The organism is Microbacterium sp. (genome assembly GCF_035277845.1).
Lineage (GTDB): Bacteria > Actinomycetota > Actinomycetes > Actinomycetales > Microbacteriaceae > Microbacterium.
Map to the genome: position 1 here is coordinate 1 of NZ_DATEJS010000354.1, position 24626 is coordinate 24626.

A 24626-nucleotide genomic window follows, 5' to 3' on the forward strand; every position below is an offset into this window, starting at 1 on the left:
GCGCGTAGCCATCGAGTCGTCGAGCATGCGACGCACGCCGGCGAAGTAGGCGTCAAGACGCGCGGGCGGGTCGTCGCGCCGGAGTGCTTCGGCGACCACCTCCGCGAGATCGTCACGATACTGGTGATCGCGGATGGCTTCGAACAGCCCGGCTCGCGAACCGAAGTGGTAGGTCACGGTCGAGACGTCGACGTGCGCTTCGGCGGCGACGGCCGCGATCGTGACGGCACGTGCTCCGCGCTCGACGACCAGCCGCTGCCCCGCCTCGAGGATGGCCCGGGTCGTCGCCTGCACCTCGTCGGACCGGGTTCCGATCGGCGCGCCCACACCGGGCGCTCTGCGGTAGATCTCGCGCGGACGTCCCGGACGTCGAGTGGGCTGATCCGGCTCTGACATAGGGCCCCTCTCGGTGGCGGAATTATTCCCCTGCTCAGGGTCCCGCGACCCTCCTATCGTGACGCATACACGCGACGCACCATGAAGCGGGGTTCGATGAAACACCTCCTGGCCGACATCCGTTGGGCTGCGACAAAGCTCGTCCTGGCGGCGAGCCGGATCTTCGTGCTGCCCTTCAAGACCCTGAAGTCGGCGCATCCGATCCTGTTCCGGAGGGTACGCAGGCTCTCCCATCTCACGGTGACGATGCGCGATGGGGTGAGGTTGAACACCGACGTCTACCTTCCGATCGGCGCGCCGGCATCGCCCGTGATGCTGATCCGGATGCCCTACGGCATCCGCGAGTCCTACACGTACATGCCCGCGGTCGGGCGGTACTGGGCGCAGCACGGATTCGCGTGCGTCATTCAAGACGTACGCGGGAGATTCGGGTCCGAGGGGGTGTGGCAGCCGGGAGCCCACGAGAAGGACGATGGGTTCGACACGATCGCGTGGATCGCGGCACAACCGTGGTGCGACGGACGGGTGTCGATGACGGGCGAGTCGTATTACGCGCTCACGCAATGGGCGGCGGCGGCGGCGCGACCGCCCGCGCTGGTCTCGATCGCTCCCGGCGACATGGGCCTCGACCAGCACACGATGCTCTACGAAGGGGGCGCGTTCTGCCTCGGGACGACCGGGATGTGGTTGTGCGACCAATCCGGTCGCGACTACATCAACTACTACCGGCTCGACACGACTACCCGCCCGGTCACGGAGATGGCGAGAAGGGGCGGAATCACCGCTCCCCTCTTCGAGGCCGCTGCCCTCCGGCCAGAACGGAGCGAGTTCTGGGACGAGTACGACTTCAGCGACCTGATCGACGGCGTCGCCGTGCCGGTGCTCGTCTGGAGCGGGTGGTTCGACAACCTTCTGCCGGGAACGATCCACACCTGGAACGAGCTCGAGAGGCGCCGTCCCGGCGGCGCCCAGAGACTGCTCCTCGGACCGACGGATCACGAGACGAGCGTCGACTTCGACGGCCGCGTGGGACGCATCCCCGTCGCCGAGGCATCCCGAAGCTGGGACAGAGTGCTCGAGTTCACCGAGGACGTGCTGAGGGGCTGGCCGGAGAACGGCGCCCAGCGACCGCGAACGAGCGCGTTCATCGTCGGAGCAGACACCTGGATCGACGACACCGCCGTGCCCACCGGCGAGGACCGGACCGTGCTGTGGCTGCGGGAAGACGGCACCCTCGCCGCATCCGCCGGCGAAGGAACCCTGGGATACACGTACGACCCCGATGATCCGGTCCGGTGGTGGGCGGCCAGGGATCTGTGGGCGGCGAGCCGATACCTGGGCGATCGCCGCAGGATCAAGGACCGCGACGACGTGCTTCGCTTCGACGGCGCCGTCCTGCCGGCCGACATCGATGTGCTCGGCGCGACCGAGGTTCACCTGACGGTCTCGTACACGGCACCCAGCACGGACTTCACCGCGGCCCTGGTCGACATCTTCCCCGACGGTCACACCCAACTGGTGACCGAGTGGATCCGACGGCTTCGACCGGAGGAACGATCCGACGCCGAGACGTCATTCGTCATCCGGCTTCCGCCGACCGGCTACCGCTTCGCGCACGGACACCGCATAGGTCTCGAGATCTCGTCGAGCAACTTCGACCGGTGGGACCTGAATCTCAACGACACACCGGTGCCTGCCACCACCGCCCAGGCACGCACCTCCTTTCAGCTGCTGCACCTGGCGCACTGCAGCCTCGCGCTCCCGACGAGGAGGCTCGCATGAGTTCCATCCCGCACCCGAGTTCCGACCCTCACCGCATCAGGCTCAGCCGCAGCATCCGCTGGGGGTACGGCGGTGGGGAGTGGGCCAACGCCGTCGTGTGGACGGCGTTCACCAGTCTCTTCGTCTACTTCATGACCGACACGGTGCACATGTCAGCGGCCTTCGCCGGCACGGTCGTGCTCGTGGGCACGCTGTGGAACACCGTTCTCCAGCCGTTCGTCGGAATGATCTCCGACCGCACGACCAGCAGGATGGGGCGCCGTCGACCGTTCCTCATCTTCTCGTTGGCGCCCTACATGATCGCCTCCTGGCTTCTCTTCACCGACATCGGAGCGACGGACACTGCGGGAGCGCTCTACTATGCCGCGGTCGTCGTGGTGTGGTTCACCTCACTGAGCGCCTTCTACGTCCCGTACAGCGCGATGGGCGCGGAGTTGACCGCCGACTACGACGAGCGCACGAGCCTGAGCACGGTGCGCACCGTCTTCTCTCAGCTCGGCGCCTTGCTCGGAGCGACGCTTCCACTCGCGCTGCTCGAGCCGCTCACCAGCATGACGGGGAGCGCTGACGCGGCCTGGTCGATCGCCGGCGCGATCCTGGCCGCATTCGCCGGAGCCGGCATCCTCGTCACCTGGATCACGAGTCGCGCACCCACGATGGCGGTGTCGGTTCCGGTGAGTACGAGGCTGCGGGATGCTGCGCTTCTGCTGCGATCGAGAACGTTCCGCTTGCTGATGGGCGCGTATGTCTTCGGATGGGCGCCGCTGAGCCTCATCGGCACGATCGCCGTCTTCTACGCGGTGCACATCATGGATTACACGGAATCGGACGCCTCAGTAGTGCTGCTCGCCTGGTTCGCGGCGGGGCTCGCGTGGCTCCCACTCGTCGGCATCCTCAGTCGTCGCATCGGCAAAGTCGCCACCTACCTCGTCTTCACGATCAGCTGGGCGATCGTACAGGTGCTCTTCCTGATCCCGTCCCAGGGCGATGACGTCGTGTTCTGGGTAGCCCTGCTGGGCAGTTCGGCAGGAAGCATGGCTGTCGCGGTGACCGGCTGGTCGCTGCTCGCCGACGTGACCGATGTCGAGCAGCTCCGATCCGGCCGCAGGCAAGAGGGCGCCATGTACGGGATGGCCGCGCTGGCTCAGACGGGCTTCGCTGCGGTCGTCGTCTGGGCGGCGGGGATCATCCTGTCGGCGAGCGGGTACACCGGTGAGGGAGCTCCGAGCGAGAACTCACTCCTGGCGATTCGCCTCCTCCTCTCGATCGGCCCGGGACTGTGCTTGATCCCGGGGATCCTCTTCGCCTCCCGGATCAGGCTCACCCGAGGGCGGCACGACCGTATCCGCGCCGCCCTCGAAGGCCCCGGACCCCTCACCGACGGCGAGCGGCGGACGCTTCTGGAGGGTCTCTAGCCGCTAAGACCTGCGGAGGCGCTCCACGAGCCAGTCCGACACATATCGGAAGGCCGCACGCTCCGCTCCCCCCTAGCAGTGCCAGGTACCCTCGTAGATCTTCAGTTCCTTGTCGGCGGACCGAGCCTCGTCGAATGCGCTCCGGGCGCCCTTGAGACGGAAGATCGGGTCGGTCTCGCTGTGGAAGATCATCAACGGGCTCTCAATCTTCTCGACGATCCCCCCCGAGCGTCGGGATGTGCCAGATCTAGGTCATCTCAGCGGCGCCGTCGTGGGATCGGGAGGGCCCCACGACGATTCCGCGATCAGTTCAATGCGGGGGTGTCGGTCGGGATGACCCCGCCACCGTAGAGGTCTCCGGCCAGGTCGCGGAGCGCGCGAAGCGCGACCCGCTGCGGCAGCGGACCGTAAGAGATGCGCGCGACGCCGAGCTCCTGGTACTCGGCCGCCGGCGGCGCACCCGGGATGCCGATGATCGACAGTGTGCCGCGCCCCAGCCCCGCGACGAGCCGCTCCACGACCTCGCGGTGGATGGCACCCGGCACGAACACGAGGGAGGCGCCCTCGTCGAGGAACGCCCGCCCCCGCGCGATGGCATCGTCGATGCTGACGTCGATCGGCCGGTCGCCGGCGCGCGCGATGGCGTCGGTACGCGCGTTCAGCTGGAAGGCGATGCCCTCCTGCTCGGCGGCACGCACGATCGCGGACACGCGCGCGACGGCGTCATCGAACGGGCGCAGGCGGTCTTCGACGTTCGCACCCACGACGCCTAGGCCGATCGCACGGCGGACGGTTTCCGCGGGGTCGGCATAGCCGTCGTCCAGGTCGGCGGAGACGGGCAGGTCGACCGCATCCACCACGATCTTCGCCGCCGAGAGCGCCACATCCAGAGGCATGCCTCCATCGGCATATCCCAGGCTGGCGGCGATCGAGTGCCCGGCCGTCGCCAACGCCTTCGTCCCTTCCAGCCCGGCGACCACCTGTGCGGAGACCGCATCCCATACGTTCACCACCTGCAGGATCTCGGGCGCTTCGTGCAGAGCTTTGAGGGCGAGGGCCTTGTCGTTCGTCGTCATGTTGTTCTCCTCGTGTCGGATGCGGGGGCTCAGATCGGGTAGTGGCGCTCACCCGACTGGACGGTGACCCATCGTAGGTCGGTGAACTCGTGGAGCGCCGCGGTGCCGCCGAAGCGCCCCCAGCCCGAGTCCTTGACACCGCCGAAGGGCATCTGCGGCTCGTCGTGGACGGTCGCGCCGTTGATGTGGCAGATCCCCGATTCCACGCGGCCGGCGAGCGCGAGTCCGCGGTCGTGGTCGGTCGTGAAGATCGCCGCGGACAGTCCGTAGTCGGAGTCGTTGGCGATGCGCACGGCATCGTCGGTGTCGCGCGCGTCGATGAGTGCGACGATCGGACCGAACGACTCCTCGCTGTACAGGCGCATCTCAGGGGTCACGTGCGCCACGACGGCCGGGCTGAGCACGTTGTGCCCCAGGTCCTCACCGCCCGCGAGCACTTCGGCACCCTGGGAGCGGGCGTCCTCGATGAGGTCGAGCACGTGTCGGCGGCTCGCGTCGTCCACGACGGGACCGATCATCGTGCCCTGGTCGCTCGGGTCGCCCGTCACGAGTGCGCGCGCGCGATCCACGAGCCTGGCCTGGAACGCGTCTGCGATCCCGGGCTCGACGATGATGCGCTCGGTCGACATGCAGATCTGGCCGGAGTTCATGAACGCACCGAACGTCGCCGCAGAGGCCGTCAGATCGAGGTCGGCGTCATCGAGCACGATCATCGGAGCCTTGCCGCCGAGTTCGAGCACGGACGGCTTCAGGTGCTCCGCGCACTTCGCGGCGATGATGCGCCCGACCCTGGTGGAGCCCGTGAAGTTCACACGGCGCACCGCCGGGTGCGCGATCAGCTCGTCGACCACATCGGGAGCACCCTCCGCACTGTGCACGACGAAATTGATCACGCCGGCGGGCAGTCCGGCGTCATGGAGGACTGCCGCGACCGCCGCGTGCACGCGCGGGCACTTCTCGGATGCCTTGAGGACGACGGTGTTGCCGAAGGCGAGCGGTGCCGCGACGGCGCGCGTCGCGAGGATCACGGGGGCGTTCCACGGCGCCATCGCCGAGACGACGCCGGCAGGGCGGCGGACGGCCTTCGCGTCGAGACCGGGAACCCCCGAAGGGATCGTCTCCTCGGCCTTCTCGGCGGCATCCGTGAGACCCGCCGCGGCGCGCAGCATCCCCGCGGCCAGCTGGCAGTTGAACATCCCCCACCCGAAGGTGGCCCCGCACTCCTCGGTCATGATCCCCGCGATCTCGACCGCCCGCTCGGCCAGCAGATCCGCCGCGGCCTCCAGCAGCTCGGAACGGTAGCGGCTCGACGCCGCGGACCACTCCGGGAACGCCACGGCCGCGGCGTCGATCGCGGCGGCGACATCCGCGCGCTCCGCCGCCGAGGCGACCGTCACGACGTCGCCGGTGTAGGGATTGGTGCGCTCGAACGTGGCCGCGTTCGCCGACGGACGCCATTGTCCTGCGATGAGGTGGGTCTGGCGCGGCACTTCTGAGGTGGACATGATCCGACTCCTTCGGGGTGGGTGGGTGATGCTCGTGGGGGAAACGCGTCGGCTACGACGCGAGGACGACCAGACGCGGAACGGTGAGGTCTTCGATCGCAGAGGGCACGCCCTCGCGGCCCTGGCCGGAGTCCTTCACTCCGCCGTAGGGCATGTTGTCGGCTCGGAAGCTGGGGGCGACGTTGACCAGCACGGTGCCGGCCTGCGCCTGCCGCGCATAGGTGAGCGCCTCGCCGATGTCCGACGTGAAGATGGAGGTGTTGAGCCCGAACCTCGACGCGTTGACGTGTGCCAGGGCGTCGTCCAGCCCGTCGACCGGCGTGACCGAGATCACCGGACCGAACGCCTCCTCGCACACCAGTTCGCTGTCGGCGGGCGGATCGGCGACGACGGTGGGCTGCAGCAGGTTGCCCTCGATGCCTCCGCCCGCGCGCACGGCGCCGCCGCGCGTCACAGCCGCGGTGATCCAGGAATGGATGCGGGATGCCGCGGCCCGCGTGATGAGCGGACCCACCACGGTCGCCGGGTCGTCCGGGTCGCCGGTGGGCACGGCCGCGGCAGCCGCGGCCAGGCGATCGGTGAACTCCTCGAAGACCGCGCCGTCGACGTAGACCCGCTGCAGCGGCACGCACGCCTGGCCGGAGTTCGAGAACCCCGCCGTGACGGCCGCCGCCACGGCCTTTCCGATGTCGGCCGACCCCATCACGACCATGGCGGTGTTGGAGCCCAGCTCCAGCACGTGATGCTTCCGGGGGGAGCGAGCCTTCAGCTCCCATCCGACGGCCGCCGATCCGGTGAACGACAGCACCTCCACGCGGTCGTCGGATGCCAGCATCCCGACGATCAGGGTGGGGTCACCCGTGACGAGGTTCAGCAGACCCGCGGGCAGACCCGCGGCCTCGAACGACCGCACGAGCCGGGCCGCGGTGAGGGGTGTGCGCTCCGACGGCTTCAGCACGACCGGGCAGCCCGCGGCGAGCGCGGGAGCGATCTTGTGACACACGAGGTTGAGGGGGAAGTTGAACGGAGTGATAGCCCCGACGATGCCGCGCGGGTCGCGGATCGTGAAGCCCGTGAGACCTTCGCCGACGGCCACCGCATCCAGCGGCACCTGCACCCCCGCGAGATGACGCGCACCCTCGGCGGCGAGCAGCAGGGTGTCCACTGCGCGCGCCGCTTCGCCGCGCGCGGCCGAGATCGGTTTGCCGCACTCGGCGCGGATGAGGGCCGCGAACTCGTCGACGTTCGCCTCCACGTCACGCGCGACCTGGCGCAGGATCCGCGCGCGCTCGGCCGCCGTGAGGCGGGGTGCGGACGCAGCCGCGGCGACGGCGTCGCGGACGTCGGTCTCGCTCGCGACGGCCGCCGTTCCCACCCGCAGTCCCGTCGCGGGATCGCGGACGTCGAAGCGCTCCGACGTGTCTCGCCATGCTCCGCCGATGTAGAGGCCCGCATCAGTCATGAGCGGCCTCCCCCGCGTGCGCGGCGCTCCGGCCGATGTGCTCGAGGAGTGCTTCGGCCACGTCCGAAGTGGAGCCCTGGCCGCCGATGTCGCGCGTCCGCGGTCCCGCCGCGAGGACGTGACGGACGGCGGCCTCCACGTCGGCTGCGGCGTCGTGCTCGCCGAGGTGATCGAGCAGCATCGAGCCCGCCAGCACCTGCGCGATCGGGTTGGCCAGGCCGCGGCCTGCGATGTCGGGCGCGGATCCGTGCACCGGCTCGAAGAGTCCGACGCCTCCCGAGTCCGGATCGATGTTGGCGCTCGCGGCCAGGCCGATCGATCCCACGAGAGCGGCGGTCAGGTCGGAGAGGATGTCGCCGAGCAGATTGGATGCGACGATCACGTCGAAATCGTGGGGCCTGCCCACGAGAGCCGCCGCCAGCGCATCCACCAGGACGGAGGTCAGCTGCACCCCCTGGTGCGCCGCGGCCACGTCGGCGACGACCTCGTCCCAGAACGGCATCGTGTGCACGATCCCGTTGGACTTCGTCGCCGAGGTCAGGCGCCCCGAGCGTCGCGACGCCAGCCGGCACGCGTATTCGGCGGCCCTGCTCACCCCCTCTCGCGTGAAGATCGCCTCCTGCACCGCCATCTCGCGCGGCGTGCCTTCGAAGGCTCGCCCGCCGACGGAGGAGTACTCCCCCTCGACGTTCTCCCGCACGATCACGAGGTCGACGGGCAGATCACTGCGCAGCGGCCCGGGCACACCGTCGAACGTCCTCGCCGGCCGGACGTTCACGCTCAGGTTCAGCCCCCGTCGGAGCGGGATCAGCAGCCCCCACAGGGTGACCGTGTCGGGGATGGCGGGGTCTCCGACCGCCCCGAAGAAGATGGCGTCGAAGGCCTTCAGCTGCTCGACGCCGTCATCCGGCATCATGGCGCCCGTGGTGTGATACCGGTCCGAGCCCCAGTCGAAGTGGTGCCAGTCGACGGTGAAATCGTGCTTCTTCGCGACGGCGTCGATGACGGCCACACCGACGGGGGTGGTCTCCTTGCCGATCCCGTCGCCCTCGATCGCTGCGACCCGGTAGACGCGAGCGTCTCGCACGACGTTCATCGCGCAGCCTTCTGCGTCGTGACGGGCGCCTTCGGGATGGTCGGTCTGCCGGGGCGCACCGACGGCTCGACGCTGTCGCGCATCCATCGCAGCCGCGCCTCGGTGGCCGCGATCGCCTCATCCCGATGCGGCAGGACGAAGAACCGCCCCTCGCGGATCGCATCGAGGGTCGTCTCGGCGACCTCGGCGACGCTCAGACCCGCCTCCGCGCTGCGCGCGTTGTGCGCGACGACGGCCCGACGGACGGGGTCGGCGCTCGTGTCGGCGACCCCGGGCGGACGATTGCGCTCGGACTCCGGCATCCGGGTGCGCACGAAAGCCGGGCACAGCACCGAGAGCCCGACGTTCTCCTCCGCCTGGAGCAGCTCGTGCGCGAGGTTCTCGGACAGCCCGAGGACCGCGAACTTGGAGGTGACGTAGGGGCTGCCGGTCGGCGTGTTCCCGGAGAGCGCGGCAAGGGAGGCCGTGTTCACGATGTGGCCGCCACCCGATTCGCGGATGAGCGGGAGGAACACCTGGCACCCGTGCAGCACGCCGTAGAAGTTGACACCCATGACCCAGTCCCACACCGAAAGGGGGATGTCGGTGAACGGCGCGCCGGCGTCGACGCCGGCGTTGTTGCACGCCAGGTGCAGTGCGCCCCAGCGGCGCAGGACGCTCTCGCCGAGAGCCTCCACCTGGGAATGATCCGACACGTCGGCGACGAAGCCGCTCACATCGGCGCCTTCCTGCCGCAGCCGGCCCACCTCGCGGTCGAGGCCGGCCTCATCGACGTCGGACAGCATGACGCTCATCCCCGCCTGGACGAACCGCTCGACCAACCCGAGCCCTATCCCGCTGGCTGCGCCGGTCACCACGGCGACCTTCGACTCGAACTGATCCATCACGACTCCTCACCGAAAATCGCCCGGGCGAGCGCCAGGGCTCCGCCGTGGGCGGTCTGGCCGCCGTCGACGGGGATGTCGACACCGCTGAGGTACGACGATTCGTCCGAGACGAGGAACGCGACGACGGATGCCACGTCCGCGGGCACCCCGACGCGTCCGAGCGGAACCTGCACCCGGTTCGCCTCGCGGAACTCCGGGGGCGAGGTCGCCGTCATCGGGGTCTCGATGAAACCCGGATGGACGGCGTTGACGCGGATGCCGCGAGGACCCAGTTCGGTGCTCGCCACCTTCGACAGACCCCGGAGTGCCCACTTGCTCACCGTGTACGCGACGTTGTGGAACCCCGTCAGCGCGCTGACGGAGCCCACGTTGACGATCGAGCTGCCGGGCGGCAGGTGCGGCATCGCGGTCTGGATGCCGATCAGCGCGCCGGTCACGTTGACCGTCTGCACGCGGTCCCAGTCGGCCAGCTCGACCTCGCCGAGCCGCGCGCGGAAGGGGATCCCCGCGTTGTTCACGAGCGCGTCGATGCGGCCGTGCCGGGCGACGACCCGTTCGACCAGCGTCGACCACGACACCGTCGAGGTGACATCGAGCCGCACGCGCTGCACCGATCCCGGGGCAGCGTCCACCTCGGCAGACTCGGCAGCCTCCGGCTCCGCGATGTCGGCCGCGTACACCGTCGCGCCGCGGGCGGCGATCAGGCGGGCCTCTGCGTCGCCCTGCCCGCCGTGCGCACCCGTGACGATGACGATCTTCCCATTCAGGTCGCCGGTCATGAGATCCCGAGGCTCCCGTCCGCCCGCACCGGATCGTCGCCCGTCCAGCCGACGGCCGCGTCCTTCATGGCCGCGTACAGCCGCTCCTGCACGTCGGTGGACTCGATCAGCTCCGTCATGCCCGGCAGCCGGGACGAGGTGTCGACGTACGCGATCCGTGCACCCGTGGAGGACTGGTCCGCGAAAGCGACCAGCATCCCCTCGTCCTCATAGTGACGGAGGTCTCCGTCGAAATCGTCGGTGACGAAGCCCCAGTGGTGGAAGCCGTAGCCGTCCCGTTCGATCTGCTCGCGGAAGACGGAGGGCGTGTCGTCGTGCTGCTGGACCAGCTCGATCATGAGGTCTCCCGAGAAGGCGCGCGCGAGCGTCAGCCGCGGCGCGGTCGGGCGGCCGCGATAGGTCGCCGAGGTCGGCACGAACGGACCGCGGACGAACCACGGACCGATCCCGTGCAGAGTGACGTAGTCGCGGATGCTGGCATCCAGGTCCTGCACCGTGAAGGCCTGCTGCACGATCCCCGCCATGTCAGAGCTCGCCTTCGGCGGCGGGCGGGTAGTACGGATAGTGCTCGCGGCTCTGGCGCATCCGCTCCGGTGACACGATGCAATCGATCACCGCGGGGATGCCGCGCCCGTTCGCCTCCTGCGCCTGGACCAGCGCGGACTCGAGATCGGCGACCGTCTCGACGTGGAATCCGGCGCATCCGGAGGCTTGGGCGAGCGCCGCGAAATCGGGCTGCTGCGCGAAGTCGGTGTCCGAGACCCGACCGTTGAAGCGGTAGAGCTGCACGTCTTTGATCGATCCGAGCGCATTGTCGTTCAGTACGATCCAGGTGACGCCGAGCCGATACTCCGCGGCGGTGGCGATGATGTGACTCGACATCTGGAACGAGCCGTCGCCGGTGAAGCAGATCGCCGGCGCGTCGGGCCGGGCGAGCTTCGCCGCGGGCACCGCGGCCGTCGTGTACCCCATGCCGTAGAAGCTCGACGGGCTGATGACCGATCGCGGCTCGAACACGGGGAAGCACGCGCTGCTGCCGGCCATGTGCTGCGAGAGCACGCCGACGTCGATCGCGAGGCTCGTCTCGCGCGGGAAGGCCGAGCGCACCTGCGTGATCACGGTCAGCGGATGCAGCGGCGTGGCCGGGCGGGCCGAGACCTCCGCGATCTGCTGCGTGTACTCCACGAGCTCCGCGCGCGCCCGTTCGGCGCGTTCGGCTCGCTCCGTCGCCCCCGCGTCGGGCGCGGGCCCTGCCGCCGTGATCGCGTCGAGGATCCGGGATGCCGCGACCTTGAGGTCGCCGACGATCCCGATCGTGGCGGGGATGCTGTTGCCGATCTCGGCGGGGTCGATGTCGACCTGGATGTAGGTCGCGTCGGGAGCGGGCACGAACCCTTCGCGCCAGTTGGTCTCCATCTCTTCGAACCGGGTGCCGAGCCCGAGCACCACGTCGGCTTCGGCCAGCATCCGCTTGGAGACGGGGTTGCGGTGTGCGCCGAGCCCGCCGACCGAGAGGGGGTGGTCGTCGGCGATCGATCCCCGACCCGAGAGCGATGTGAGCACGGGTGCGTCGATCGCCTCGGCGAGGGCCACGGCTTCCTCCCACGCGGCGGAGGCGAGGACGCCGCCGCCGCACACGACGATCGGGCGGCGCGCGGCACGCAGATGTGCCGCGGCAGCCTCGACCAGCGCCTGGTCGGGCACGACGCGCGGTGCGCGGCCCGACACCTCGTAGTCGACCACGTCGATCTCTTCGGCGAGCACGTCGCGGGGAAGATCGAGATACACCGGCCCCGGCTTGCCCGACCGGGCGATCGCGAAGGCGCGGCGCACGGCGTGGGTCACGAGCTCAGGGCGATCCACCCGGACCGACCACTTGGTGATCGGCCGGAAGACCTCTTCGGTCGAGGCTTCCTGGCTCGCACCGCGCGGGCTCGTCGTGGTGGTGGCACGACCCGCCAGCACCACCATCGGCGTGGACCCGATGTACGCCTCGGCCACCGCGGTGACGAGGTTGGTCGCCCCGGGGCCGGCCGTGGCGACCACGACCGCGATCTCGCCCGTCAGCTGCGCCCAGCCCGCCGCCATCGCGGCGGCGGCGTGCTCGTGACGCACGAGGACCGTCTGGATCTCGGGGATGTCGTAGAGGCCGTCGTAGATGTCCAGCACGTGGCCCCCCGGCATCCCGAAGACCATCCGCACGCCTTCGGCGTGCAAGGCGTGCGCCAGCGCGTGGCCGGCCGTCGTCCGGGGGTGTGAGGACGATGCCTCGGAGCCGGTCAGTGTCGAAGAGATCGTCATTTGATTGCCACCGCATTCGCCGTAGAGCCGATTCCACCGGCAAGGTTGAGAGGAGCGGACGCGAGGAGCCCCGCGTATCGTCCGTCCTGGGAACAATGGGCGGCGAGAGCATCCAGCGCCCACATCTCGCCGATCGGTATCCCGAGCAGCGCGAGGAGCTGGGCGTGCAGGCTCTCGCCGAGGGGATCGAACGGGAAGGCCTCGAACGACGGGCTGTCCGCCGCGACGGCGACGACACCGGCATCCCAGAGCCACTCGGCCACCGCCGGCGCGGGCTCGAGTCCTGCCGCCTTGAGGCTCCACGCCGCGTCGGGAGCGGCGAGCCTCGTCTTGACCTCGATCGGCTGCGCCTCGTACCACGCGATCCATCCGAACCGCACGAGAAGGATGTCGCCCTTCGTCAGGGTCACCCCCTGCGCGTCGAGGCACGCGATGAGGTCGCCGAGCCCGATCACCTCGCCGCCGGCGTGGTCGATGGGTCTTCCCTGCTGCGTCCTCCACCGATCGATGTCGGCGAGAACGAATCGCCCGACGATGCCGCGGCGGGCCAGGTTGTCGATCCCGTTCTTGGCGCCGGCGCCCTTCAACTGGTCGGACGTGCGGCCGCCGTAATAGTGGTGCACGGGGTGGGAGAAGTGAGCGAGCGAATCCCACTGGCTCGAGGCCTGGGGGAAGAACCGGTCGTAGCTGTCGTCCATGCCGAAGCCGTCGTCGCGGACGTTGTGCACCAGCTGCTCCCGCCCGAAGAGCGCAGGCGAGGGCTGCTGCAGATCCCACCCGACGGCGAAGACCGCTCCTTCGGTCACCGTCGCGACGGCGCCGAGCACCTCGGTCGGGCCCACATCGTTGAAGGCGCCGACCTCGTCGTCGGGGCCCCACGTTCCCCACGCGCACCCCTCGATCCCGTGCGGCAGTGAGGAGAGATCCCGGTACGGGAGCCGCGCCGATCCGTCGGTGGCCATGTCGTTCCTTCCGCCTTCTTTGTCTGAACCGAGGTACGCGCTGTGCAGCATGTCCCGTCGGGCGAGCAGTTCGGCGCACGTGCCGTCGAACGCCAGCTCGCCGGTGCGCATCACGTAGGCGCGATCGCCCACTTCGAGCGCGAGGCCCGCGAACTGCTCCACCATCAGGACGGTCACGCCCTCGTCGGCGAGCTGCCGCATCACCGGCATGAGTCGCCGCACGATGAGCGGCGCGAGCCCGAGCGACATCTCATCGACCATCACGAGCGTCGGCTCGGTCGCCAGCGCACGCGCCACGGTGAGCATCTGCTGCTCGCCGCCGGACAACATCCCGGCGCGCACGTGACGCCGCTGCTCCAGTTCGGGAAACAGTGCGAGCGTGTCGCGCCATGCCGTGGATTTCCGCGCGACGGCGGTGACGTTCTCCTCGACCGTCAGGTCGCCGAAGACGGTCCGCCCCTGCTCGACGTGCGCCAGTCCCATCCGGGATCGGCGGCGGCGGCTGAGCTTGTCGATCCGCTCGCCGCCCAGGCTGACCGTGCCCTCCTGGAACGGGATCACCCCCGAGATGGCCTCCAGCAGCGTGGTCTTTCCCGCGCCGTTCGCGCCGAGCAGCACGGTGATCTCACCCGCAGGCACATCCATGTCGATCGATCGGACGACCGTCGAACCGGCGCGCTGAACGCTCGCACCGCGAATCGTCAATCCGCCGCTCATCGGCGTGCCCCTCTCCCGGCCGGAAGCGACGCCTGGGCGACGCCGTCACTTTCGCTCGCGGCTTCTCCACCGACGGTGTCGCCGCCGATCGTGTCGTCGCCGAGGTAGGCGGAGACCACCTGGGCACTCGCCAGAACCTCCGCGGGTGCGCCTTCGCCGATCACCTTGCCGAAGTCGAGCACCGTCACGGTGGAGCACGCCGTCAGAACGAGATCCATGTCGTGCTCGATCAGGAGGACCGCGATCCCGAAGCGTCCGGGGATCTCCCTCAGACGCCGCCCGAGAGCGGCGGACTCATCCTCGCCCAGCCCCGCGGCGGGCTCATCCAAGACGACGACCAACGGCTTCGCAGCCAGCGCCCCCGCGACCTCCACGAGTCGCCGTGAGCCCACGTCGATCTCCTCGATCAGGTTGTCGGCGCCCGGGCACCCCAGCCACGCCGTCAGCTCGTCGATCTCCGTGCGGCTCACTCGTCGTCGGGCCGCCAGGGCGATGTACTGACCGACCGTGAGCTCGGGGATCGCGCGGCCCTGCTGGAAGGAGCGACGGATGCCGTCGCGCACCCGCAGGTGCGGCGCACGGCCGTTGAGCGACCGCGACCCCAGGCGGATGTCGCCCTCGTAGCGCGGGAGGAAGCCGCTCACGGCATCGACGAGCGTCGACTTGCCCGCGCCGTTGGGGCCGATCAGTCCGTGCACGGTCCCCCCGCGGACGTCGAAGGTCACGTGGTCGAGCGCCGTGACACTGCCGTAGCGGACCGTGAGGTCCTTGATGGCGAGCAGCACTTCGCCCGGTTCTGCGGGGGCGACGAGGTCGTCGTTCGACGGCTCGATCGGCGCCGGCACCTTAGGCGCCGTGCTCCAGCCCCTCGCCCTCATGAACATGCGCACCCTGTGCCGGACGTCCTCCGAGACCGAGCGACCCGCGGCGAGCGCCTGGATCGCGCCCAGCGCGAACAGGATGTTGCCGATGTCCTGGGGAATCCCGAGTCGGGACAGCAGCTCGGGGAAGAACACCGTCAGCACCCCGGCAAGCAGGGCTCCGGCCGGATACTGGGTCCCGACGAACACCGCCAGCGCGAAGATGACGAGCGAGGGCACGACCCCGAAGGCACTCGCACTCACCGTGCCGAGCTGGAAGGCGAGCATCGCGCCCGCCATCCCCGCGAGGAAGGCCGAGACGGCGAACGCGGTCAGCTTCACGACCGGCACGTGCACCCCAAGCGCGGCCGTGGCCCGCTCGCTGTGCCGTACGGCCGACCAGCTCGCCCCCACGCGTGTCCGCGTGAGGATCGCGAGCAGCACGAAGACCACGAGCATCGTGACCAGCGTGAAGAGGTAGAACTCGCCGGGGCTGCTCGCCCAGACCGGAGTGAGCAGCATCTGTCCGGTGTCCTGCCCGGGGAAGCCCTTCGCCGTGAGGATGCCGGTCATCGCGACCGCGAACGCCAGGGTCACCACACCCAGGTTCACACCGCGCAGGCGCAGTGCCGGCAGACCGACCGCGACGCCGAGGGGCGTCACCGCGACACCGGCGAGGAGGATGACGAGCAGGAACGGGACGCCGGGGAGCACGACGTTGAGCCAGCTCGCGATCCAGGCGCCCGCCCCGACGAAGCTCATCTGCGCGAGCGTGATCATGCCGGCCTGGTTGGTGACCAGTCCCACGCCCCGCGCGATGATCGCGGTGATGGTCGCCGCGCTGCAGAGGAACAGCCAGTAGTTGTCCAGGATGATGGGCAGGATCGCCAGGATGACGACCGCCGCGCTCATGCCCGCGATCTTGAGGCCTCTATCGAGCCGCATCCCACACCGCCTTCCGTTGCGTCCACAGCAGAGTGATCAGGACGACCACGAGGGGGACCGCCTCGCGATAGTCGTAGAGGACGGGGATGTCGTTCGTGATCCCGTCCAGGACTCCGAGCGCGATACCGCCGATCACGGTGGCGACCAGGCTCCGGAACAGGCCGATGAGCGCGGCCGCGAGGCCCAGGATGACCAGGAGCGACAGGTCGGTGAAGCCGGCCGGGCGCGTGGGGGCGACGATCAGGAGGCAGACCGATGCCGCCGCTCCGGTCGCCGCCCACACGCCGATCGCCAGTCGCGGTACCGGGATGCCGTGCAGCTCCGAGGTGGTCGGTCGCTCCGAGAGCGCGCGCAGCCTCAGACCGAGGGTGGTCTTGACGAGCACCAGGTGCACCGCCACCGCGAGCCCGACCGCCGAGGCGATCGCCACGACGGCCGCCTGAGTGATCACCGTGCCGCCGACGGTCAGGACCGCGCCCTGCAGCTGCTCCGGGAGCACCTGCGGGGAAGACCCGAAGAGGCGGGTCCCGAGCGCGATGAGCCCGATCAGCATGGCGATCGCCACGGTCGATCGGCGCTCCACGCTCGCCTCCGCGAACCACCGCGTCATCACGGCGCCGCACAGCGCGCCGAGGATCGCCGAGGCGATCACGCCGATGAGCGCGGCGAGGACGTACGGCAGTCCTGCGGCATCCAACCGCACGGAGACGTACATTCCCATCGCGCCGATGGCGGCGGCCGCGAAGTTCACGACACCTGTCATTCGATACATGAGGACCAGGCAGACGCCGAGCAGGGCATATGCCCCGCCCGCCGTCAGCCCAGCGATGGCTCCACCGATCATCGCGGTACTAGTTCGTCGTCGCTTGACCGGCTGGGAGGCGCGTCCAGTCGCCGGTCACGGGCTTCCATGCGCCACCGGTCACCTCGACGAGGAACGCAGACCGGTTGGGCGCGTGCGCGTTGGCGGGAGCGAACGAGTAGGCGTTGCCCATCAGCGGATCCTTGAACGCCGTCACCTTGTGTAGCGCCTCGGTCACTGACTTACGCGTAACCTCACCCTTGATGGTCTTCAGCGCAGAGACGAGGATCTTGGCCGCCAGGTAGCCGCCCTGCGAGAACGAGGACTCGGGGACGCCGCCAGCCTTCATCGTCTCGCGCCAGTCCTTCAGGTCGGCAGCGTCAGACCCGAGATAGGGCAGGAACTCGGAGACGGCGTACATGCGCACGCCCTCGGGCACGGCCCGCGCGACGCTCTCGTTGTAGATGCTGGTGAGCCCGATGAAGGCGATGTCGGTCGCGTTCTGCGCTTTGGCCGCCTGGGCGATGGCGATCGCCTGCACGTCGTTGGTCACGAACACGACCGCGTCGCAGCCGGCATTCTTTACCTGCGAGACCACGGGCGTGTAGTCCTGCGTCGGTGACAGGCCGAAGTTTTCGAGCGTGATCGTCTTGCCCTTCGAGGCCTCCCAGTCCTTTACGCGCGCCTCCCACCCGGGCACGTTCGCCTGTACGTTCAGACCGATCGCGCAGACGTGGGAAGCTTTCAGGTCGGTCGATGCCATCTCCAGCCCCAGCGCGAGACCCTGGATGGGGCCGCCGTTCGGCGGCGCAATGTTCGGGGTGTTGAAGCAGAACGGGTCGACACCCGTGCCCGGGACGGAAAGGATCCCGCGCTGCTGGTAAAGTGCCGAGTTGGCCGAGCACTCCAGAATGGATGCGCCGCCGGCCATTGCGACAACGCCTTCCTGGTCGATCAGCTTGCGCGCCGCTTGGGCTGCGGTCTGGGGGTCATTCTTGTCGTCCTCGATGCGGTAGTCGATCTTGTGCCCGTTGACGCCGCCGCTGGCGTTGACCTTGTCGAAATACGCCTTGGCCGCCGCCGAGCTCTCAGGGAACGCGATTGCGCCTGTAAGAGAGTTCACCGACCCCACAACGATATCGCTGCCCGCACCCGCACTTGACCCGCCTTGGCACCCGGCGAGAGTCACTGTCGCGACTAGCGCGATCGCCGCTGCGAGCACGGCTGTTTTGCTGGATTTCAACACCATTGTTGAGCTACCTTTCTGCTTCCGCCGCGTGACCTATGAGCCCGCGGAGAGTCTGCGACCTGCCCAAGTCGAGTTCGAGGCCGCAGGTCGAGACCTTACTCGAACCTGACGTCGAATTCAAGTATCCTTATTGGAGGCAAACTAGCCTCGGGCTTTCATCGTTGAGGGGTTCCAGGGCGGCGTGTAGACGTGGAAAGTGCTCCTGATCTGGGAGAATTGGGATTGTCTAGAAACCAGTTCACCGAGTTCAAGGAGCACCTTCAGGGTGAAGACTACCGGCGTGTACCCGCGCGTTCATGTTGACACTGCGGACGTGCCCGTGATCGGGCAGGCGGGCGGTGTGCTGCTGACCGAGACGGCTCGCGCTGCGGGACTCGATCGGGCGTTGTCGGCTGCGCTGGGCCGGTGGCGCAAACCGCTCGCGGTCCACGACCCGGGCAAGATCGTGCTCGATCTCGCGATCACCCTCGCCCTCGGCGGGGACGCGCTCAGCGATGTCGCGACGCTGCGTGCAGAGCCCGGCGTCTACGGCCAAGTGGCGTCGGATCCGACGGTGTCTCGCACGATCACCGCGTTGGCGGCGGACGCGGACCGGGTACTCGCCGCGATCGGCACCGCCCGGCAGCACGCACGCTCGACGGCATGGGCGCGTGCGGGCAACCATGCCCCGGATGCGGTGGCGTCGCCGGACGCGCCGGTCGTGATCGATCTGGACGCGACGCTGCTGACCGCGCACTCGGAGAAGGAGAACGCCCGGCCGACGTGGAAGAAGGGGTTCGGATTCCACCCGTTATGCGCGTTCGTCGACCACGGGCAGGCCGGGACCGGGGAGATGCTCGCGGTCGAGCTCCGTCCCGGGAACGCGGGCTCGAACACTGCGACAGACCACATCACCGTCACGAAAGCGGCGCTCGCCCAACTCCCCGGCGGGAGCACCCGCCCCGGGAAGGGCGTGCTGATCCGCGCGGACTCCGCCGGCGGCACGCACGAGTTCCTGAACTGGCTCACGAAGCGGCGGCTGTCCTACTCGGTCGGGTTCACGCTCCCGCACGAGACGCCGGACCTCTACCGGCTGGTCCCCGACGACTTCTGGGAACCCGCGCTCGACGCCGATGGCCAGGCCCGCGACGGGGCGGACGTGGCCGAGTTCACCGGGATCCTCGACCTCGAGTCCTGGCCGAAGGACATGCGCGTGATCGTGCGGCGGGAACGCCCGCACCCCGGCGCGCAGTTGCGGTTCGACGACGTCGACGGGTACCGGCTGACCGCGTTCGCCACCAACACCCGCCGCGGACAGCTCCAGCGGCTCGAACTGCGGCACCGCCGCCGGGCTCGTTGCGAGGACCGCATCCGGCAGGCGAAGGACACCGGGCTGCGCAACCTTCCCCTCAAGGGGTTCGACCAGAACCGGATCTGGTGCGCCCTCGTCGCCCTCGCCGGCGACCTGGCAGCCTGGGCCGGGCTCCTCGCCCACCCGCAACACGAGGCACGCAGATGGGAACCCAAGAGGCTCCGCTACCGGCTGTTCACGATCCCGGCGACCCTTGCCCGGCACGGCCGACGCATCACCCTGCACCTCTCCAGACGGTCACCCTGGGCAGCCGTCATGCTCGCCGCGATCAGCGCGCTCCGCGCCCTGCCCGCGCCCGGCGGATAACCCGGCCACCACGCCGACCGTCACGAGCCCGAGGACCGGAGAACCGCCACCGCAGCGCAACGCGGTCGCCGTCGTACCCACATGCCAGAATCATCACCACAACCCCGGCAACGACGCCGAACAAGCCCGATCAGCAGCCCGATGAAAGATCGAGGCTAGATGAACTTGGCATCCAAATGGCTAGGGCGTGTCTCTCATATGGGTGGTGAGGTTCGCGGCAGTCTTGTTGGGTGATGAGGTCTGATTCGCGGTTCCGGGTGTTCACGGATGAGGAGTGGGCTCGGATTCAGCCGTTGCTGCCTTCGAATACGGGGCGTCGCGGGCATCCGTTCGGTGATGACCGGCGGGTGGTCGAGGGGATCGCGTACCGGTATCGGACGGGGATCCCGTGGCGTGATCTGCCGCGGGAGCAGTTCGGGCCGTGGCAGACGGTGTGGAAGCGGCACCGCCGGTACGCCGGGGACGGGACTTGGGACCGGGTCCTCGCGAAGGTGCTTGGTGACGCGGACGCGGCGGGGAAGATCGACTGGGCGGTGTCGGTGGACGCGACGATCGCGCGTGCGCATCAGCACGCGACGAACACGACCCGCCCGGAGCAGGACACAGGGGGCGGGATCGAATCACAAGAATCTGCCCTGGGCTGAGATCGAGCCCGCTGGGCACGGGATCGGCCGGTCCCGGGGTGGTTTGACGACGAAGATCCATCAGGCCGTCGACGGGCGGGGGCGCCCGCTCGCGATGATCGTGACCGGCGGGCAGCGCAACGACGGCGCGATGCTGATGGGCGTGCTCGCCGAGATCCACGTCCCAAGGCACGGTCCCGGCCGACCCCGCACCCGTCCGGACGCGGTGATCGCCGACCGCGCCTACACTTCCGGTGTGGCCCGCGCCGAGTTGCGTCGCCGCGGCATCAAGGCGGTCATCCCGGAAAAGCGCGACCAGATCGCCGCACGCAAGCGCCGCGGTCGCCGTGGCGGTCGCCCACCCGGGCTCGACAAGGACGCGTACCGGGGACGGAACGTCGTCGAACGGTCCTTCGCGTTCGCGAAGCAATGGCGCGGCCTCGCCACTCGCTACGACAAACTCGCAATCACCTACCGAGCCGGCGCGACCATCAACGCCATCCTCAACTGGCTACGCCATATAGGAGACACGCTCTAGATCCCAGGGTGAGGATATAGTGGCGCCGGGACCCGCAGAAACGGATCGAGACGCCGACTGGTGGGGCACGGGTCCGGAATGGATAGGTCGATCGATGGCACGTACCGGTCGAGGTGCCGCACCCGCCGCGAGGGCGGATGCCACTGTCCGGTCTGGCGACGCGCCGACAGACCGGACAGAGAGCAAGACGCCGCGCACGGCGCGCGGAATCGCCACGCGCGCGGCATTGGTGGCGGCGGCGCGTAAGGTGTTCGAAGAACACGGATATCTTGGCGCTCGGGTGATCGACGTAACCGCGACAGCCAACACCGCGCTGGGCACGTTTTATCAATACTTCGAGGACAAGGAAGACATATGGATCGCCGTCTTCGAAGAGCTCAGTCAGCAAGGATTGCATCCACCTACGCTTGACTACCTCGCCGAGAACGACGTCGACCCTGTCGAGACAATTCGCGAGCATCACCGGATTTACCTTGAAGCAGTCTGGAAGAACATCCGCCTCCTCCGCGTCCAGGATGAGGTTCTCAGCGTGAGCGACCGCTTCCGTCGCATTCGCAAGGCCGAGGCCCAGCCCTACATCGAAGCCACGTGCGCGACGATCGTATCCCTCCAGCAGGACGGCCGCGCCGACCCGTCGATCAATCCACGACGAATGGCACGGTCTCTCTCGATCGCCGCCAGCCGAACGGCGTTCGTTTCGTTCGTCATCGAGGACGAGGGGGATGAAGCGATCGACGAGCTGGCCGACACGCTCACGGCGCTGTGGGTCAACGCGTTGAAGATGCCGGTCGGTAGAACCCCGAATCAGGTCTAAGCCGTTCGAAAGCTGAACAATCCGGAGATAGCGCCGCCCACGCGTCACACAGTTCAGGAATCAGGCGACCGCCAATCCGAGGACCACCTCATCCCTTAACGAGACGGGTTGTACCGTGCTCAGATGCCGTCCCGTTCTCAGCAGCCATAAGCGGCGAGCCCCGCAGCAGTTGCGGGACGACGCGATGAGCACCGGTTTAAGCCCGACTACGAGGCGGCGTTGGTATTCCGCGACCGCTCGGATCTGACCGTCCCCATTTCGTGTACGCCGTCTCCAAGACGCGTGCGGTGGCCTGCACATCCGTCTGTACGCCCTCAGACTGTTCCTGGACGGCAGGATAAGAGTGGGAACAGCGCCCTGCTGGCGCCCAGCGTGGGGAAACGCCGACACTCCGAACCTCGGCGCGATCGCACTCGAAAGCGCCGAGCTCGTCGACCGCCTCGAACTGGCGAACTCCGAGGCGGTGGACGTGCACATCCATCTCGTCGGCGACCGCGCATCCGGGAGATGTGCGACGCCGTCGAGGCCGCCGAGCAGCGCGTCCGGGCCCGCGGGGAGGACTGGCGGATGCAGGTAAGCCTGATGCACCGCGAGCCATCGCCCCCCCCGCCAGGGGCAGCCCGCTCAGCTGGGACCTTCGTCAACTGGACCTCCCACTGGTCGGCCCGGCTACTTCGTCGAGGAGGCCCCCCGCCACCTCGGCGACAGTCGGTGGCGTCGGATATACCGGTTCAACGAGATCGCCGACAGCGGGGCGCCCCTGTGGTTATCGAGCGATGTCGTGAGTTCGTACGAGTTGCACCCTGCGAATCCGTTCTTCGAGATGCAGGTCGCCCACACCCGGTCGACCCCGTGTTCCCGCTCGACTCGGAACGATGTCCCGCGGGTCCCCGCCCGAGCCGTCCATTACTCTCTCTCGGCTCGGACTGCTCACGGGTTACCAGGTCGCAGGCGGGGCGCAACTCCAGCTCTACGAGCATGCGGGCTCGATCGAGAAGGCAAGCCAGCAAACCTCTTGGTGCTGGAAGCCGTCCTCGCTTCGGCCTATTCCGACCGCATCGCCGACATCGGATGCTATGCGGTCGTCTTCGAGGGGCGAATCGTGTCCGGCGCGCTATGGGGCTTTCGCGGCAGGAGGGCCAGCGAACGTGGATCCCGACCGCCTGCACGGCAACGGTGAAGGTCCAGGCGGAACCGATCTCGCATCGGTCGATCTCGAATACGTCGCCGTTGCTTATCTGATGGACCAGGACCAGTTCCCCTCAGTCCATTGAAATCGGGAGCAGGGGAACTTGAAGGCGAGTCACGATGCCCCGGGAGCACGGGCGCGCGGGCCGCCAGCAATCGATCGAGCACTATTCCGGATTCGTCGAGGTGCGCGGTTGAGGCGGCCGTGCGGCAGCCCCAATTGAACATCGCAATGGGTGAGATCTGCTACTTGAGGGTGAGCGTGACAGAGCTCGTGTGACGGCTAGCCCCCTGTAGTCGCGTGCGTCTCCCCCGAGCGCGCCCGGGAACGGCGTGCTCTCTAGTCGGTCTCGGGCCCAATGCCGAACTGGCAACTCTCGTCCTCACAACACCACCAGCCTTTGCCACGGCCGGCTGGATCTGCGTCCATGGACGAGGCTTCGTCTGAGACGTCTGAATCACAAAGAAGCGGAAGCTCTGACGGCACCCCACCAAGCGTGAGGCGTGCGCCTTCGCTCACGGCGCCCTCGACCAGCGCGGCAATCTTGTCACGCTCCTTGAGCGACGCTAAAGCGCCCAGCACGTTGAATCGGTCGGGTGCCCGGCCCATGCGGATGGTACCCGATCGCTTTTCGGAGTCTGCCTTCGAACTCTGGCGAAAGGACTTCATACACGACCGTGGGGGCACTCCCTCGACGCGGATGGAGACCGACCCGGGCCGTGCCTGGTATCTCGGATACGGACGGGGACATCGTGAAGGCTCTCCAGGCAGTGAGCGCCCGCCCGTGCGTTCCTACGGCGCAGGTGGCGCTAGCCCGGGTTCTTCGGCAGCCAAAAGTTGCGGCCCCGGTCATTGCAGCGACTCGCGCGGGACATCTGGACGACGCGATTTGGGCCCGTAGGTCGAGTTCGCCGGCTCAGACGTCGCGGAGCTCGAGGGCGGCATACGGTCCGCGACTCCCGATCGGGCTCGATGTCTAGATTGTGAATGCAGCGGTACCTATTGGTTTCCACCCGCAATTAGATCTCGCCAATAGCCTGACCAAGGCGAAGGTATAGGTCCGTAACGGCCTCGTCGTTCACGCGATACCGAACAGGCGTCCGCTGCCGCGGTTCCGTCATCGGCGGGTCGGCGATGACGATGTTGGCGGCCTCGAGCTCACGGAGGTACGGCTGGAGCGTGGTGGGCGGGAGCGCGAGCGTTTCGCTCAGCGGCCCCATCGTGACGTTTGGCGTCTGCCGTAGCGCGCGGACGATCGAGGCTTTCACGAGGTTGCCGAGGATGGTGACGGGCTCTTGCGCATCCTCGGACCCCAGCGGTTGAGCGAGTCGGGGCATGGATACATCATCCCGCAGACGTCGGGTTCAGTATGTTATCCGCCTTAGCAGTTTACAAATTCGCTATACGGCTATACCGTCTAGACATGCATAAGGCAGTGGGCCGATCACGTCCGAGAGTGGCTCTCTCGGAAGTGATCTTGTCCCCCGAATGCCCGACAGACGGCACTAATTCATCCGCGGTAGGCTCCAACATCAGCTGTGCGCTGGGGGCGGGGTCGTCCACAGGTTCAG

At 68.5% G+C, this 24626-nt stretch carries 20 protein-coding genes; 5 read left to right on the forward strand and 15 right to left on the reverse strand.

Features of this window, described 5'->3' with window-relative positions:
* Positions 1-396: helix-turn-helix domain-containing protein (locus VJR25_RS15490; RefSeq protein WP_324116636.1), on the reverse strand; the 396-nt coding region annotated here is incomplete at its 3' end.
* Between the two features lie 96 nt (positions 397-492).
* On the opposite strand from VJR25_RS15490, the gene VJR25_RS15495 reads away from it, so the two are divergent.
* Both VJR25_RS15495 and VJR25_RS15500 read left to right on the forward strand, forming a co-directional pair.
* The gene (locus tag VJR25_RS15495) at positions 493-2178 is read left to right on the forward strand and encodes a CocE/NonD family hydrolase (protein WP_324116638.1); all 1686 of its coding nucleotides are present in this window, start codon (positions 493-495) and stop codon (positions 2176-2178) included.
* Entirely contained in the window at positions 2175-3593 is a 1419-nt protein-coding gene (locus VJR25_RS15500; RefSeq protein WP_324116640.1) for an MFS transporter, read from the forward strand. The genes VJR25_RS15495 and VJR25_RS15500 overlap by 4 nt, the downstream gene beginning before the upstream one ends.
* A 72-nt stretch (positions 3594-3665) precedes the next feature.
* Here the strand turns inward: VJR25_RS15500 and VJR25_RS15505 are convergent, their stop codons facing one another.
* From VJR25_RS15505 to VJR25_RS15565, 13 genes are all read right to left on the reverse strand, one after another.
* Positions 3666-3812, reverse strand: coding sequence for a serine aminopeptidase domain-containing protein (locus tag VJR25_RS15505; RefSeq protein WP_324116681.1), 147 nt, complete (start codon positions 3810-3812; stop codon positions 3666-3668).
* 86 nt (positions 3813-3898) lie between these two features.
* Complete coding sequence (locus tag VJR25_RS15510) at positions 3899-4669, reverse strand: isocitrate lyase/phosphoenolpyruvate mutase family protein (protein WP_324116642.1); 771 nt, start codon at positions 4667-4669, stop codon at positions 3899-3901.
* Between the two features lie 29 nt (positions 4670-4698).
* Positions 4699-6174, reverse strand: coding sequence for an aldehyde dehydrogenase (locus VJR25_RS15515; protein WP_324116645.1), 1476 nt, complete (start codon positions 6172-6174; stop codon positions 4699-4701).
* Positions 6175-6226: 52 nt separating this feature from the next.
* Positions 6227-7636, reverse strand: a complete 1410-nt coding sequence (locus VJR25_RS15520) for an aldehyde dehydrogenase family protein (protein WP_324116647.1) — start codon at positions 7634-7636, stop codon at positions 6227-6229.
* Positions 7629-8732, reverse strand: coding sequence for an isocitrate/isopropylmalate dehydrogenase family protein (locus VJR25_RS15525; protein ID WP_324116649.1), 1104 nt, complete (start codon positions 8730-8732; stop codon positions 7629-7631). Before VJR25_RS15525 ends, VJR25_RS15520 begins: the two co-directional genes overlap by 8 nt.
* Positions 8729-9616 (reverse strand): SDR family NAD(P)-dependent oxidoreductase, encoded by an 888-nt coding sequence (locus VJR25_RS15530; RefSeq protein WP_324116650.1) that lies wholly within the window; start codon positions 9614-9616, stop codon positions 8729-8731. Before VJR25_RS15530 ends, VJR25_RS15525 begins: the two co-directional genes overlap by 4 nt.
* Positions 9616-10398, reverse strand: a complete 783-nt coding sequence (locus VJR25_RS15535) for an SDR family NAD(P)-dependent oxidoreductase (protein WP_324116652.1) — start codon at positions 10396-10398, stop codon at positions 9616-9618. The genes VJR25_RS15530 and VJR25_RS15535 overlap by 1 nt, the downstream gene beginning before the upstream one ends.
* Entirely contained in the window at positions 10395-10922 is a 528-nt protein-coding gene (locus VJR25_RS15540; protein ID WP_324116654.1) for a VOC family protein, read from the reverse strand. Before VJR25_RS15540 ends, VJR25_RS15535 begins: the two co-directional genes overlap by 4 nt.
* Position 10923: 1 nt before the next feature.
* The gene (locus VJR25_RS15545) at positions 10924-12699 is read right to left on the reverse strand and encodes a thiamine pyrophosphate-binding protein (RefSeq protein WP_324116656.1); all 1776 of its coding nucleotides are present in this window, start codon (positions 12697-12699) and stop codon (positions 10924-10926) included.
* Positions 12696-14306 carry an ATP-binding cassette domain-containing protein gene (locus VJR25_RS15550; RefSeq protein WP_324116658.1) on the reverse strand — a complete coding sequence of 537 codons (1611 nt, stop codon included), beginning with the start codon at positions 14304-14306 and terminating at the stop codon, positions 12696-12698. The genes VJR25_RS15545 and VJR25_RS15550 overlap by 4 nt, the downstream gene beginning before the upstream one ends.
* 68 nt (positions 14307-14374) lie before the next feature.
* Positions 14375-16183 carry an ABC transporter permease subunit gene (locus tag VJR25_RS15555; RefSeq protein ID WP_324116660.1) on the reverse strand — a complete coding sequence of 603 codons (1809 nt, stop codon included), beginning with the start codon at positions 16181-16183 and terminating at the stop codon, positions 14375-14377.
* Positions 16170-17027 (reverse strand): branched-chain amino acid ABC transporter permease, encoded by an 858-nt coding sequence (locus tag VJR25_RS15560; RefSeq protein WP_324116663.1) that lies wholly within the window; start codon positions 17025-17027, stop codon positions 16170-16172. The genes VJR25_RS15555 and VJR25_RS15560 overlap by 14 nt, the downstream gene beginning before the upstream one ends.
* Positions 17028-17034: 7 nt before the next feature.
* On the reverse strand, positions 17035-18234 hold the full coding sequence (locus tag VJR25_RS15565; protein ID WP_324116665.1) for an ABC transporter substrate-binding protein: 1200 nt from the start codon (positions 18232-18234) through the stop codon (positions 17035-17037).
* 265 nt (positions 18235-18499) lie between these two features.
* On the opposite strand from VJR25_RS15565, the gene VJR25_RS15570 reads away from it, so the two are divergent.
* From VJR25_RS15570 to VJR25_RS15580, 3 genes are all read left to right on the forward strand, one after another.
* Positions 18500-19891, forward strand: a complete 1392-nt coding sequence (locus VJR25_RS15570) for an IS1380 family transposase (protein WP_324116667.1) — start codon at positions 18500-18502, stop codon at positions 19889-19891.
* A gap of 233 nt (positions 19892-20124) precedes the next feature.
* A protein-coding gene (locus tag VJR25_RS15575; RefSeq protein ID WP_324116683.1) for an IS5 family transposase occupies positions 20125-21052 on the forward strand; the annotation gives its coding sequence in 2 pieces (ribosomal slippage) (positions 20125-20496 and positions 20498-21052; 927 coding nt in all).
* Positions 21053-21146: 94 nt separating this feature from the next.
* Complete coding sequence (locus tag VJR25_RS15580) at positions 21147-21866, forward strand: TetR/AcrR family transcriptional regulator (RefSeq protein WP_324116668.1); 720 nt, start codon at positions 21147-21149, stop codon at positions 21864-21866.
* 2208 nt (positions 21867-24074) lie between these two features.
* Here the strand turns inward: VJR25_RS15580 and VJR25_RS15585 are convergent.
* A complete protein-coding gene (locus tag VJR25_RS15585) occupies positions 24075-24392 on the reverse strand; it encodes a winged helix-turn-helix domain-containing protein (protein WP_324116669.1) in 318 nt (105 codons plus the stop codon).
* Between the last annotated feature and the right edge of the window lie 234 nt (positions 24393-24626).

What these genes read in the sequence shown, in the direction of transcription:
- VJR25_RS15495 (WP_324116638.1), top strand. Translation starts at nt 493, where the DNA reads ATGAAACACCTCCTGGCCGACATCCGTTGGGCTGCGACAAAGCTCGTC.
- VJR25_RS15500 (WP_324116640.1), top strand. Translation starts at nt 2,175, where the DNA reads ATGAGTTCCATCCCGCACCCGAGTTCCGACCCTCACCGCATCAGGCTC.
- VJR25_RS15510 (WP_324116642.1), bottom strand. Translation starts at nt 4,669, where the DNA reads ATGACGACGAACGACAAGGCCCTCGCCCTCAAAGCTCTGCACGAAGCG.
- VJR25_RS15515 (WP_324116645.1), bottom strand. Translation starts at nt 6,174, where the DNA reads ATGTCCACCTCAGAAGTGCCGCGCCAGACCCACCTCATCGCAGGACAA.
- VJR25_RS15520 (WP_324116647.1), bottom strand. Translation starts at nt 7,636, where the DNA reads ATGACTGATGCGGGCCTCTACATCGGCGGAGCATGGCGAGACACGTCG.
- VJR25_RS15525 (WP_324116649.1), bottom strand. Translation starts at nt 8,732, where the DNA reads ATGAACGTCGTGCGAGACGCTCGCGTCTACCGGGTCGCAGCGATCGAG.
- VJR25_RS15530 (WP_324116650.1), bottom strand. Translation starts at nt 9,616, where the DNA reads ATGGATCAGTTCGAGTCGAAGGTCGCCGTGGTGACCGGCGCAGCCAGC.
- VJR25_RS15535 (WP_324116652.1), bottom strand. Translation starts at nt 10,398, where the DNA reads ATGACCGGCGACCTGAATGGGAAGATCGTCATCGTCACGGGTGCGCAC.
- VJR25_RS15540 (WP_324116654.1), bottom strand. Translation starts at nt 10,922, where the DNA reads ATGGCGGGGATCGTGCAGCAGGCCTTCACGGTGCAGGACCTGGATGCC.
- VJR25_RS15545 (WP_324116656.1), bottom strand. Translation starts at nt 12,699, where the DNA reads ATGACGATCTCTTCGACACTGACCGGCTCCGAGGCATCGTCCTCACAC.
- VJR25_RS15550 (WP_324116658.1), bottom strand. Translation starts at nt 14,306, where the DNA reads ATGGATGTGCCTGCGGGTGAGATCACCGTGCTGCTCGGCGCGAACGGC.
- VJR25_RS15555 (WP_324116660.1), bottom strand. Translation starts at nt 16,183, where the DNA reads ATGCGGCTCGATAGAGGCCTCAAGATCGCGGGCATGAGCGCGGCGGTC.
- VJR25_RS15560 (WP_324116663.1), bottom strand. Translation starts at nt 17,027, where the DNA reads ATGATCGGTGGAGCCATCGCTGGGCTGACGGCGGGCGGGGCATATGCC.
- VJR25_RS15565 (WP_324116665.1), bottom strand. Translation starts at nt 18,234, where the DNA reads ATGGTGTTGAAATCCAGCAAAACAGCCGTGCTCGCAGCGGCGATCGCG.
- VJR25_RS15580 (WP_324116668.1), top strand. Translation starts at nt 21,147, where the DNA reads ATGGCACGTACCGGTCGAGGTGCCGCACCCGCCGCGAGGGCGGATGCC.
- VJR25_RS15585 (WP_324116669.1), bottom strand. Translation starts at nt 24,392, where the DNA reads ATGCCCCGACTCGCTCAACCGCTGGGGTCCGAGGATGCGCAAGAGCCC.